The sequence below is a fragment of the Enterovirga sp. genome (genome assembly GCF_028290205.1).
Taxonomy (GTDB): Bacteria; Pseudomonadota; Alphaproteobacteria; order Rhizobiales; family Beijerinckiaceae; genus Enterovirga.
Genome location: NZ_JAQGKF010000186.1, coordinates 1 through 10,519 on the forward strand (window position 1 = coordinate 1; position 10,519 = coordinate 10,519).

General features: G+C 73.6%; 15 protein-coding genes and 1 pseudogene. 14 read left to right on the forward strand and 2 right to left on the reverse strand.

Translation table 11 applies throughout. The features are described from left to right. The 3 genes and pseudogenes from JWR86_RS13340 to JWR86_RS13350 all read left to right on the forward strand — a co-directional run. A pseudogene (locus JWR86_RS13340) lies at positions 1 to 160 on the forward strand (phage portal protein); the annotation flags it as partial. Continuing rightward, positions 157 to 753, forward strand: coding sequence for an HK97 family phage prohead protease (locus JWR86_RS13345; RefSeq protein ID WP_299566395.1), 597 nt, complete (start codon positions 157 to 159; stop codon positions 751 to 753). The pseudogene JWR86_RS13340 and the gene JWR86_RS13345, both read left to right, overlap by 4 nt. Then, the gene (locus JWR86_RS13350; RefSeq protein ID WP_299566398.1) at positions 750 to 2,015 is read left to right on the forward strand and encodes a phage major capsid protein; all 1,266 of its coding nucleotides are present in this window, start codon (positions 750 to 752) and stop codon (positions 2,013 to 2,015) included. Before JWR86_RS13345 ends, JWR86_RS13350 begins: the two co-directional genes overlap by 4 nt. Before the next feature lie 15 nt (positions 2,016 to 2,030). Here the strand turns inward: JWR86_RS13350 and JWR86_RS13355 are convergent, their stop codons facing one another. Continuing rightward, positions 2,031 to 2,810: a trypsin-like serine protease gene (locus tag JWR86_RS13355; protein WP_299566401.1), complete on the reverse strand. Its 780-nt coding sequence runs from the start codon at positions 2,808 to 2,810 to the stop codon at positions 2,031 to 2,033. Positions 2,811 to 2,929: 119 nt separating this feature from the next. After that, a complete protein-coding gene (locus tag JWR86_RS13360; RefSeq protein ID WP_299566404.1) occupies positions 2,930 to 3,712 on the reverse strand; it encodes a S1 family peptidase in 783 nt (260 codons plus the stop codon). Positions 3,713 to 3,714: 2 nt separating this feature from the next. Between JWR86_RS13360 and JWR86_RS13365 the strand changes: the two genes are divergently transcribed. The 11 genes from JWR86_RS13365 to JWR86_RS13415 all read left to right on the forward strand — a co-directional run. Further along, positions 3,715 to 4,284: a hypothetical protein gene (locus JWR86_RS13365; RefSeq protein WP_299566407.1), complete on the forward strand. Its 570-nt coding sequence runs from the start codon at positions 3,715 to 3,717 to the stop codon at positions 4,282 to 4,284. Then, the gene (locus JWR86_RS13370; protein WP_299566410.1) at positions 4,281 to 4,613 is read left to right on the forward strand and encodes a phage head closure protein; all 333 of its coding nucleotides are present in this window, start codon (positions 4,281 to 4,283) and stop codon (positions 4,611 to 4,613) included. Before JWR86_RS13365 ends, JWR86_RS13370 begins: the two co-directional genes overlap by 4 nt. Continuing rightward, complete coding sequence (locus JWR86_RS13375; RefSeq protein ID WP_299566413.1) at positions 4,610 to 5,026, forward strand: DUF3168 domain-containing protein; 417 nt, start codon at positions 4,610 to 4,612, stop codon at positions 5,024 to 5,026. The genes JWR86_RS13370 and JWR86_RS13375 overlap by 4 nt, the downstream gene beginning before the upstream one ends. Positions 5,027 to 5,051: 25 nt before the next feature. Then, positions 5,052 to 5,462, forward strand: a complete 411-nt coding sequence (locus JWR86_RS13380) for a phage major tail protein, TP901-1 family (RefSeq protein ID WP_299566416.1) — start codon at positions 5,052 to 5,054, stop codon at positions 5,460 to 5,462. A 1-nt stretch (position 5,463) separates the two neighbouring features. Beyond that, entirely contained in the window at positions 5,464 to 5,808 is a 345-nt protein-coding gene (locus tag JWR86_RS13385; RefSeq protein ID WP_299566419.1) for a gene transfer agent family protein, read from the forward strand. Further along, positions 5,805 to 6,005, forward strand: a complete 201-nt coding sequence (locus JWR86_RS13390) for a phage tail assembly chaperone (protein ID WP_299566437.1) — start codon at positions 5,805 to 5,807, stop codon at positions 6,003 to 6,005. Before JWR86_RS13385 ends, JWR86_RS13390 begins: the two co-directional genes overlap by 4 nt. 15 nt (positions 6,006 to 6,020) lie before the next feature. Further along, positions 6,021 to 6,623 (forward strand): phage tail tape measure protein, encoded by a 603-nt coding sequence (locus tag JWR86_RS13395; RefSeq protein ID WP_299566422.1) that lies wholly within the window; start codon positions 6,021 to 6,023, stop codon positions 6,621 to 6,623. Between the two features lie 15 nt (positions 6,624 to 6,638). Continuing rightward, a complete protein-coding gene (locus tag JWR86_RS13400) occupies positions 6,639 to 7,271 on the forward strand; it encodes a DUF2460 domain-containing protein (RefSeq protein WP_299566425.1) in 633 nt (210 codons plus the stop codon). A gap of 12 nt (positions 7,272 to 7,283) precedes the next feature. Further along, the gene (locus tag JWR86_RS13405) at positions 7,284 to 8,177 is read left to right on the forward strand and encodes a DUF2163 domain-containing protein (protein WP_299566428.1); all 894 of its coding nucleotides are present in this window, start codon (positions 7,284 to 7,286) and stop codon (positions 8,175 to 8,177) included. After that, positions 8,174 to 8,605 carry an NlpC/P60 family protein gene (locus JWR86_RS13410; protein ID WP_299566431.1) on the forward strand — a complete coding sequence of 144 codons (432 nt, stop codon included), beginning with the start codon at positions 8,174 to 8,176 and terminating at the stop codon, positions 8,603 to 8,605. Before JWR86_RS13405 ends, JWR86_RS13410 begins: the two co-directional genes overlap by 4 nt. Then, a partial coding sequence (locus JWR86_RS13415) for a glycoside hydrolase TIM-barrel-like domain-containing protein (RefSeq protein ID WP_299566434.1) occupies positions 8,602 to 10,519 on the forward strand: 1,918 nt, incomplete at its 3' end. The genes JWR86_RS13410 and JWR86_RS13415, both read left to right, overlap by 4 nt.

Consider the following 10,519-nt stretch of genomic DNA (forward strand, 5'->3'; position numbering starts at 1 on the left):
CCTGCGGCTCGAACCCGACCTCGACAGCATCGAGGCGCTCGCGACCGAGCGCGAGTCGCTGTGGCGGCGCGTCGGTGCCGCGAGCTTCCTCGACGAGAACGAGCGGCGCGAGGCCGTCGGCTACGGCCGCCGCGAGACGCCAGTCGGAGGTGACGCATGACGCAGACCGCTGCGCGCCGGCTCCCGCGCCGTCCGCACGACGCGGCCCGGCACGAGACCAAGTTCCTGCCGTCCCCGCCGCGCCTGGCCGTGACGGCGACCGGCGAATTCGAAGGCTATGCGAGCCTGTTCGAGATCCCCGATCTCGGACGTGACGTGGTTCTGCCCGGCGCCTTTCGGGACAGCCTCGCCCGCAGGGGGGCGGCCGGGATCCGCATGCTCTGGCAGCACGATCCGGCCGAACCGCTCGGACGCTGGCTGTCCCTCGCCGAGGACAGGCGCGGCCTCCAGGTCCGCGGCCGCCTGAATCTCGGGGTCCGGCGGGCGCGCGACATCGCCGCCCTGATGTCGGAGGGCGCGGTCGACGGGCTGTCCATCGGCTACCGCGTGGTCGAGGCCCGGCGCGACCGGGCCAGCGGCACGCGCCGTCTGCACCGGCTCGACCTGTGGGAAATCTCGGTCGTCACCTTCCCGATGCATCCCGGCGCCCGCGTCACGGCGAGGGCCGCCGCGCCGCCGCGCGATCCGGTGGCGCTCGCCATCGGCCGAGCCACCGCCCGCCTTCACTTCACCCCACCGACGAGGATTCCATGACCGCGCACATCTCCGCCCCCGAAACCAAGGCCGCCCCGGCCGGTCCCGCCCACCGCGAGGTTGCCGACGCCTTCGACGATTTCGCCCGCACGTTCGACGCCTTCCGGCAGACCAACGACGAGCGGCTCGGCGAGATCGAGACCCGGCTCCAGGCGGATACGCTGACCGAGGAGAAGCTCGCCCGGATCGACCACGCGCTGGACGAGGCGAAGGGCCGTCTCGACCGGCTCCAGCTCGACTCCCGCCGGCCGGTCCTGCCCAGCCCCGCCCGCGACCGGCGCGACCCCGCGCTCCTCGAGCACAAGGTCGCGTTCGACCTCTATGTGCGGGCTGGCGAAGCCGCCGGCCTGAAGGCGCTCGAGAGCAAGGCGCTGTCGGCCGGCTCCGGCCCGGATGGCGGCTACCTGGTGCCCGAAACGGTCGAGAAGGAGGTGCTGACGCGCCTCGCCGACCTGTCGCCCATCCGGGCGATCGCCTCGGTGCGGACCATCTCGGGCGGCAATTACAAGCGCGCGGTGTCGATCGTGGGACCGGCCTCCGGCTGGGTCGGCGAGACGGCGTCGCGGCCGCAGACGGCGGGGCCGGGCCTGGCCGAGCTCAGCTATCCGGCCATGGAGCTCTACGCCATGCCGGCCGCGACCCAGACGCTGCTGGACGACGCGGTGGTGAACATCGACCAGTGGCTCGCCGACGAGGTCGAGACGGCGTTCGCCGCGCAGGAGAGCACGGCCTTCGTGAACGGCGACGGCGTCAACAAGCCGAAGGGCTTCCTGCAGGCCGCGACGGTCGCCGACGGCCTCTGGGAATGGGGCAAGCTCGGCTTCGTGGCGACCGGGGCGGCCGGCGCCTTCCCGGCTGCCAACCCGTCGGACACCCTGGTCGACCTCGTCTACGCGCTCAAGGCCGGCTACCGCCAGAACGCGGCGTTCGTCATGAACCGGCGCACGCAGAGCGCCATTCGCAAGTTCAAGGACGACGGCGGCACGTATCTCTGGCAGCCGCCGGCGACCGCCGGGCAGCCCGCCACCCTGATGTCCTTCCCGGTGGTGGAGGCCGAGGACATGCCCGACATCGGGGCGAACAGCCTCGCGGTCGCTTTCGGCGATTTCCGGCGTGGCTACCTGGTGGTGGACCGGGCCGGGATCCGGGTGCTGCGCGACCCCTATTCGGCCAAGCCCTATGTGCTGTTCTACACCACCAAGCGGGTCGGCGGGGGCGTGCAGGATTTCGCGGCCATCAAGCTGCTGAAATTCGCCGCCTAGCGGGGCGGCCCGGCCTCAGCGCGACATCCAATCGGAGCTGGGGCGGGCCCGCCCGGGAGCCGCCACCGCGTCGTCGGCTGTGAACCGGCGCAGTTCCTCGGACCGGGAGGCGATCCAGCGCCCGTGTTCCGCGACCGGGGTCACGGCCGTCAGGCCGCCGCAGGCGGTGGGCGTGCTCGACCGCAGAGCGCCGCTCGACCAGCTGACGATGCCGAGGAGCTGGTATCCGCCACCCGCGTCCCGCCGCACGATGGGGCCGCCGGAATCACCTCGGCAGGCGCCGGCGCCGGTCGTCTCGGCCATGCGGTCCTCATCCGCCATGACGAGGACCCGGTTTCCGACCTCCAGCGTGCCGAGCGACATCAGGCGCGTTTGACGCAGGACGCGCCCGGAGCCGCGCCGGTTCTCGGCCGCGAGGCCGAAGCCGGCCAGGTTCACGGACTCGCCCGGCGCCACGTTCGTGGCGGCAGCCGGATCGAGCGGGCTGAAATCCGGCCCGAGCGGGCGAGCCAGCTTGAGGATGGCGAGGTCGATTCCCGGCTGATTGCGGGGCGTGGTGCCGGGCACGAAGTCCGGATGCATCGCGGCGGCCAGCGCCTTCACGGTGATGCGACGAAAGCGGCGGTCGACGACCACCACGCGGTAGGCGGCGCGCTGAAGCACGCAATGGGCCGCGGTCAGCACGAGGTCGGGCGCGATCACGGCCCCGGAACAGAGCTCCCCGCGCGAACTCTCGATCTGCACCACCGACCGGCGGAGCCCGTCCGGATCCTGCACCAGGGTTCCCCGCGTCACCGCGAAGGCGGCCGCCGGCCACAGGACGGCAGAGGCCGTAAGGAACCGTGCCCATCGGGGAAATCGCATGGTGTCACTGTGGGGCGCGGCCAGGAATCCGGCAAGGCCGCGCGCCCTGCTCAGCGCCAGACCGCCGCGCGGCCCCAGCCGCCCAAGGTCTCGTCGATCCAGCGCCGCTGCGGAGAAACCATGACGGCCTGGCTCATCTCGCCGCAGCGCGCCGCGCCGCGGCCGGTGGCCCAGGACGAGATCGCCGCCACCGTGCCATCCGGCGCCACGACAGGGCCGCCCGAATCGCCTTCGCAGGCGCCCGCCGGGCGGCCGGGGGCCGGCGCGGCCCAGAGAAGGATCCGGCCCGGCCCGTGCGGCTCCACGGCCGTCAGCCCCACCGACCGGAATTGTCCTGTCGAGCGCGGGTCGCCTTCGCGGGACAGGCCGTAGCCGCCCAGGGTGACGGCCTCGCCCTTGGCGGGCACCCGTGTCGACAGGGTCGCCGGAACAAAGGTCGGGGGCAGCTCCTCGCCCGTTCGGACCAGTGCGAGATCGACGGAGCGCCGCCGATCCCGCACGGCGCCCCGAACGTAGCCGGGGTGGAGCGCCACGGCGGCGGGCACCATCAGGATCGGGGTCGCGCCGCCGCCCGGCAGATGCACGCGGTACTGGTCGGCGCCCGAGGCGCAATGGGCGGCGGTGAGCACCGCATCCCGGGCCACCACCACGGCCGAACAGACGCCGCCGCGCGAGGACAGCAGCATCACCGTCGCCCGCGACAGGGGCCCCGCATCCTGCTGACCGCCGACCACGGCCGCGGCTGGGCCTGACCAGGCCGCCAGCGCCGCGCCCAGCGCGGCCCACGCCCATCCGCGGCGATGCCGCGCGCCTTCGAACCGCCCTGGAGACATCGATGACCCCGATAGCCCTCGCCGGTCCGGCCGTCGAGCCGATCAGCCTCGCCGACATGAAGCTGTATCTCCGCCTCGACGGCGACGCGGAGGACGACCTCGTGGCCGCGCTGATTGCGGCCGGTCGGCTGACCGTCGAGCGCAAGACCCGGCTTTGCCTCCTGCACCAGAGCTGGCGCGTCCGGCTCGCCGCATGGCCCGGGAGCCGCGCCGTGGCCCTGCCGCTCGCGCCGGTGATCAGCGTGGACGCCGTCCGGCTCGTCGCGCCGGGCGGCGGTGCCGAACTGGTCGGGGCGGACCTGTACCGGCTCGACGCCGCCGGCGACCCGGCCCGGCTGCTCTTGGATGCGGCGGTGCCCGAACCGGCGGCCGGCGGTGCGGCGGAGATCGACCTGCTGTGCGGGTTCGGGGCCGGCCCCAGCGCCGTGCCGGAGCCGCTTCTCCTGGCCATCCGCCGCATGGCGGCGCACTGGTTCGAGCACCGGGGCGATGAGGGGCCGCGACCCGGTCCCGCCGTTCCGGCTGACGCCCTGGCGCTGATCGCGCCCTTTATGCGTCCGAGGCTCGCATGACCGCGCGGCCGGGTATCGGGGCGCGCGGCCGCCGGTTCACGCTCGAGGTGCCGCAGGAGAGCCCGGACGGCTTCGGCGGCGTCATCCGGATCTTCCAGCCGGGCGCCCAATTGTGGGGCTCCATCGAACTCCTGTCGGCCCGGGAGCGATTCAGGGCCGGCCGGGAAGAGGCCGCCGCCACGCACCGGCTGGTGCTGCCATTCCGGGCCGGGATCACGGCCGCGATGCAGGTGACGCTGGGGCCGCGGCGCTTCCGCATCACCCATGTCGGCGACCCTGACGGACGCGGTCGCGCGCTGGTCTGCCTGGTGGAGGAGGTCGGCCCATGACCCTGCCGCTGCTGCCGCTGCGGGCTGCCATCCGGGCTGCCTGCGCGGCCGATTCCGTGCTGCCGGGCCTGCTCGGCGGTGAGCCGGGTCCCTTCGACGAGCCACCCCGGGGGGCGCCGCCGCTCTACGCCGTGTTCGGGGACGCCGTGCTGCACGACCGGTCGAGCTCCGGCGGGGTCGGGCACGAGCAGGACATGTCCATCGTGCTCCACGCCCGGCCCGGCAGTGCCGCCTCGGCGCTGACCGCCGCGGACCGGCTCGCCGCCATTCTGGACGACGGCGCCTTTGCGCTGGTCGGACACCACCTCGTCCGGCTCTCCGTGGCGCGGCTCGACCTCGATCGCGACCCGGAGACCCGGCTCGCCCGGACGACGCTGCGCCTTGTGGCCGTGACCGAAAGCCTCGCCCCGTGATGCGGGCGCCACCCAGGAGGACGGAATGAGCGCTCAGAAGGGCAAGGACCTGCTGATCAAGCTGTCGGACGGCGCGGGCGGGTTCGACACGGTCGCGGGCCTGCGCACGCGCCAGCTCAGTTTCAACGCCGAAACGGTGGACGTCACCAATGCCGACTCGGCGGGACGCTGGCGCGAACTCCTGGCCGGGGCCGGCATGCGGCGCGCTGCGCTGGTCGGCTCCGGGGTGTTCAAGGATGCCGGCTCCGACGCCCGCATGCGGTCGGTGTTCTTCGACGGCGCGATCGAGTCCCTGCAGGTCGTGATCCCGGATTTCGGCCGCGTCGAGGGGTTGTTCCAGATCACGAGCCTCGAATACCGCGGCGACCACGCCGGCGAGGTCACGTTCGAGATGACGCTGGAATCGGCCGGCGCCCTCGCCTTCACGGCGCTTTGAGATGGCCAATCGCAGACGCGGCGAGGTGTCGGCGACCGTGGGCGGGCGCCACTACACCCTGTGCCTGACCCTCGGCAGCCTGGCCGAACTCGAAGACGCCTTCGGGGTCGAGGACCTCGGCGCCCTGGCCGCCCGGTTCGGGTCGGGCCGGCTCTCCAGCTCCGACCTCGTGCGGATCTTCGCCGCCGGGCTCCGGGGCGCCGGACAGGCCGTCGGCGAAGACGAGATCCGGGCGGTGCCGGTGGCCGATGGCCTCGGCGACATCGCAGCCGCCGTCGCGGCGCTGCTGGAGGCGACGTTCGGAGGCGCGTCGCCGCCGGACCCTCTCGGGCCGCAGGCGCCCTGAGGCCGGAGCGGCAGCCCTCGCCCTTTCCGTGGGACGAGGTGCTGCACCTCCTGCTCGGTCGTCTGCGGTGGAGCCCCGATGCCGTGTGGCGGGCCACGCCGCGGGAGGTCGCCGCTGCCCTCGGCGGGCCCGCACCCGGCCGCTCCGCCCTGAGTTCAGCGGAGCTCGACGCCCTGATGAGTGCTTTCCCCGACTGAGCCCGGAGCCTCCCCATGCCGAACCCGGCCGATGGCGAGACCCTGCTGAAGCAGCAGCGTCAGCTCGAGACCCTGGACCGCCTCGCCCAGCGTTTCGGCCAGTCCCTCTCCGGCGCATTGACGGCCGGGGCCTCCACGGGCCGCGAGCTGTCGGGCGTTCTCGACCGGGTCGCGAGCTCCCTCTCCGGGGCGCTCGGACGCGATCTCGGCTCGGCGCTCGGCTCGACCCTGACGGACGCGCTTCAGGGCGCCATGCGGTCGCTATCCGAGGCGGCCAGCATCGCGAGTTTCGGCGGCGGCGTGTTTCCCTTTGCGAAGGGCGGAGTGGTGGCCGGCGGGCGCCCGGTGCCCTTTGCGGCCGGGGGCGTGGTCGCGGCGCCGACCTTCTTTCCGATGCAGGGCGGCCGGCTCGGCCTGATGGGCGAGCGCGGGCCCGAGGCCATCCTGCCGCTGAGCCGCGGGCCCGACGGCCGCCTCGGGGTGCGCTCGGGCGAGAGCCCGGCCACCCAGGTCACGGTCAACATCCAGGCGGCCGATGTGGAGAGCTTCCGCCGGTCGGAGGCGCAGGTCGCGGCCGCGCTCGCGCGGGCCGTCTCCCGCGGCCGCCGGGCGCTCTGAGCCGAGGAACCCACCATGCCGGCAGATTTCCATGAGGTCCGCTTCCCGCTGGACGTCGCGCTCGGCTCGCGCGGCGGCCCCGTGCGGCGCACCGACATCGTCACGCTCGCCTCCGGCCGGGAGCACCGCAACGCCCGCTGGGCGCATTCGCGCCGGCGTTACGACGCCGGTCTCGGCATCCGGACGGTGGACGCGCTGTATGCCGTGCTGGTCTTCTTCGAGGAACGGCGCGGAAGGCTGGTCGGGTTCAGGTTCCGGGACCGGCTGGACGACCGCTCCTGCCCGCCGTCCGGCCAGCCGTCCCCGGCGGATCAGCCCATCGGGACGGGCGACGGCGCCAGGACGGAGTTCCAGCTGTCCAAGCGCTACGGCGCCGGGGCGGCTGCCTGGACGCGCGACATCGCGAAGCCCGTCGACGGCAGCGTGCGGGTCGCGCTGGGCGGCGTCGAGGCACTCACCGGCTTCGCCGCCGACAGCGCGACCGGCCTCGTCACCTTTGCCGCACCGCCGGCGGCGGGCGTCCCGGTCACGGCCGGGTTCCGGTTCGACGTGCCGGTCAGGTTCGACACCGACGCGCTCGAGATCGACCTCTCGGCCTTTGAGGCCGGTCAGATCCCATCCGTGCCGCTCCTCGAGATCCTGGCCTGACGGAGGCGCCTCATGCGGACCATCCCCGACCCGCTCGCCGCGCACCTGGCGGAGGGCGTCACCACGCTCTGCCGCTGCTGGACCCTGCGTCGCCGCGACGGCGTGGTGCAGGGCTTCACCGATCACGACCGCGACCTCGTGGTTCTCGGCCAGCTCCACAGCGCCGCGACCGGACTGCAGGCCGCCGAGGCCGCGAGCGAGCTCGGCTTTGCGGTCGGCGGCGGCGACGTGTCCGGTGCACTGAGTTCGAGCGCCATCACGGAAGACGACATCCTGGCGGGGCGCTACGACGATGCCGAGGTCGACCTGCGGCTCGTGAACTGGGCGGAGCCTTCGCAGCACCTGCTGCTGGAACGGGCGTCCCTTGGCGAGATCCGCCGACAGGATGACGCCTTCGTGGCCGAGCTGCGCGGGCCCCTGCATCGGCTCGACGAAGAGCGCGGGCTCATCTACCGGGCCACCTGCTCGGCCGATCTCGGCGACGCGCGCTGCCGGGTCGATCTCGACGACCCGGCCTGGCGCGGGAGCGGGACCGTGGCGGCCGGGGACGGAGCCCTGCGCTTCACTGCGGAGGGTCTCGACGGCTTTGCGGACGGCCGCTTCACGGGCGGCCGGCTGCTCTGGACGGGGGGCGAGAGCGCCGGGCTCGCGGCCGACGTGAAGCGCCACCGGGTCGAGCCGGGGGCCGTCACGGTCGAACTCTGGCAGCGCAGCGCCCTGCCGATCCTGCCCGGTGACGCCTTCACGGTGACGGCGGGCTGCGACAAGCGGCCGGGGACCTGTCGCGACGTGTTCGCGAACCTGCCGAATTTCCGCGGCTTCCCCCACATGCCCGGCAACGACTTCGTGCTGAAGGTGGCGCTTGCGGGCGAGGCTGGGCTCGACGGCCAGAGCCTGTTCCGATGACCCGGGACCGGATCGCCGAGGCGGCGCGGGGCTGGATCGGCACCCCCTATCATCACCAGGCCTCGCTGCGCGGGGTGGGCTGCGACTGTCTCGGCCTGTTGCGAGGCGTATGGCGCGACGTGATCGGCCCGGAGCCTGAGCTCCCGCCGGCCTATTCGCCCGACTGGGCTGAAGCCTCTGGCCGCGAAAGCCTGCTCGAGGCTGCCGCGCGTCACCTCCAGCCGGTCGAGGCCCGGGCGGCGGGCCCGGGGGACGTGTTGCTGTTTCGCTGGCGGGACGGGTCTCCGGCCAAGCATTGCGCCATTCTGACGGAGGCGGGCCGCATGGTGCACGCCCATGACGGGGCGGCCGTGTGCGAGGTCGCCCTCTCCCCATGGTGGGCCCGCCGGGTGGCGGGCGTCTTCCGGTTCCCCGGAGTGTCGGCATGACCACCCTGCTGCTTCAGGCCGCCGACACGCTGGTCGGCGGCGTCGCCAACGCGGCGGCCTCCTTCGCGAGCCGCGCCGTGTCCGGCCTGATCTCGGGCCGCGGCGGGCCCGAGGACAGCCTCCGGGTGAGCGAGGGGCCGCGCCTCAAGGAGATGGCGGGCCTGACCTCGACGGAGGGGGCGCCCATCCCGCGGGTCTATGGCCGCGCGCGGGTCGGCGGGCAGCTGATCTGGGCAACACGGTTCGAGGAGGTCGCCACCACTACGACCCATGTGGAGCGGCAGGCGCCCCGAAGCGGGGGCAAGGGAGGGGGCGCACGGCCCGCCACCCGGACCACCGTGTCCACGAGCTACAGCTACTTCGCCAATCTCGCGATCGGCATCTGCGAAGGGCCGATCGGCTTCGTGCGCCGGGTCTGGGCCGACGGCCGCGAAGTCGATCTCACCACGCTGACGCTGCGGGTTCACCGGGGCGACGAAAGCCAGCACCCGGATGCGCTCATCGTCGCCAAGGAAGGGGAGGGCGCGGCCCCGGCCTATCGCGGCCTCGCCTATGTGGTGTTCGAGCGGCTGCCGCTCGCGCCCTGGGGCAACCGGGTGCCGCAATTCTCCTTTGAGGTGGTGCGGCCGCTCAGTGGCGTGCGCGAGATCATCCGCTCCGTCTGCCTGATCCCGGGCGCGACCGAGTTCGGCTACGACCCGGTGCCGGTGTCGCGGGTGCTCGGGCTCGGCGCGTCCGCGCCCGAGAACGCGCACCAATTCGCCCGCAACTCGGACGTCCTCGCCTCGCTCGACCAGTTGCAGGCGCTGTGTCCGCAGCTCACCGGCGTGTCGGTGGTCGTGACCTGGTTCGGCGACGATCTCCGGGCCGGACATTGCACCGTGTCGCCGCGGGTCGATCTCCAGGCCAAGGCCACCGCGGGCGCGGAATGGGCCGTGGCCGGACTCGGGCGGGCCACGGCCCAGGAGACGAGCCGGAGCGGCGGGATCGCCGCCTATGGCGGTACCCCGTCCGATGACGGGCTCGTGCGGCTGATCCTCGAACTGAAGGCGCGCGGCCTCGCCGTGACCCTGTACCCGTTCCTGATGATGGACGTGCCGGACGGAAACGGCCGGCCGGATCCCCGCACGGGCGCAGCTCACCAGCCGGCCTATCCCTGGCGCGGGCGCATCACCTGCGACCCTGCCCCGGGGCGGCCCGGCACGGTGGACGGCACGGCGGCGGCCGCTGCCCAGATCGCGGCCTTTTTCGGCGCCGCCGCGCCGGCGCATTTCAGTGTGGCCGGGCAGACGGTCGTCTACGCCGGGCCGCCCGAATGGAGCTTTCGGCGGCTCGCGCTCCATTACGGCCACCTCGCGGCGGCGGCCGGCGGCGTCGACGCCTTCGTGATCGGGTCGGAGCTGGTCGGGCTGACGCGGGTGCGGAGCGCGTCCGGTGTTTATCCGGCCACCGCCGAGCTGCAGAGCCTGGCGGCCGACCTTCGGGCCGTGCTTGGCCCGGGCACCAAGCTCACCTACGCGGCCGACTGGACGGAATATGGCGCCCATGTCCGCGACGGCGGCGACGAGGTCCGCTTTCCGCTGGATCCGCTCTGGGCCGACCCGGCGATCGACGCGGTCGGCATCGACTGGTACCCGCCGCTCTCCGACTGGCGCGACGCGCCCGCTCACTTGGACGAGGCGGAGGGGCGCGGGCCGCGCGACCTGGCGTATCTCGCCGGCCGGGTCGCCGGCGGCGAAGCCTACAGCTGGTTCTACGCCGGCGACGCGGAGCGCGATGCGCAAATCCGCACGCCGATCACGGACGGGGTCCATGGAGAGCCCTGGCTGTTCCGCCCAAAGGACCTCGTGGGCTGGTGGTCGAACTCGCATCACGAACGGGTGGGAGGCGTCCGCGGCGGGGCGACGGCCTGGG

Bases quoted from the DNA above. Each gene is read 5' to 3' on its own strand.
- JWR86_RS13350 (WP_299566398.1), top strand. From the start codon at position 750: ATGACCGCGCACATCTCCGCCCCCGAAACCAAGGCCGCCCCGGCCGGT.
- JWR86_RS13360 (WP_299566404.1), bottom strand. From the start codon at position 3,712: ATGTCTCCAGGGCGGTTCGAAGGCGCGCGGCATCGCCGCGGATGGGCG.
- JWR86_RS13410 (WP_299566431.1), top strand. From the start codon at position 8,174: ATGACCCGGGACCGGATCGCCGAGGCGGCGCGGGGCTGGATCGGCACC.
- JWR86_RS13385 (WP_299566419.1), top strand. From the start codon at position 5,464: ATGGCCAATCGCAGACGCGGCGAGGTGTCGGCGACCGTGGGCGGGCGC.
- JWR86_RS13395 (WP_299566422.1), top strand. From the start codon at position 6,021: ATGCCGAACCCGGCCGATGGCGAGACCCTGCTGAAGCAGCAGCGTCAG.
- JWR86_RS13365 (WP_299566407.1), top strand. From the start codon at position 3,715: ATGACCCCGATAGCCCTCGCCGGTCCGGCCGTCGAGCCGATCAGCCTC.
- JWR86_RS13400 (WP_299566425.1), top strand. From the start codon at position 6,639: ATGCCGGCAGATTTCCATGAGGTCCGCTTCCCGCTGGACGTCGCGCTC.
- JWR86_RS13345 (WP_299566395.1), top strand. From the start codon at position 157: ATGACGCAGACCGCTGCGCGCCGGCTCCCGCGCCGTCCGCACGACGCG.
- JWR86_RS13380 (WP_299566416.1), top strand. From the start codon at position 5,052: ATGAGCGCTCAGAAGGGCAAGGACCTGCTGATCAAGCTGTCGGACGGC.
- JWR86_RS13375 (WP_299566413.1), top strand. From the start codon at position 4,610: ATGACCCTGCCGCTGCTGCCGCTGCGGGCTGCCATCCGGGCTGCCTGC.
- JWR86_RS13370 (WP_299566410.1), top strand. From the start codon at position 4,281: ATGACCGCGCGGCCGGGTATCGGGGCGCGCGGCCGCCGGTTCACGCTC.
- JWR86_RS13405 (WP_299566428.1), top strand. From the start codon at position 7,284: ATGCGGACCATCCCCGACCCGCTCGCCGCGCACCTGGCGGAGGGCGTC.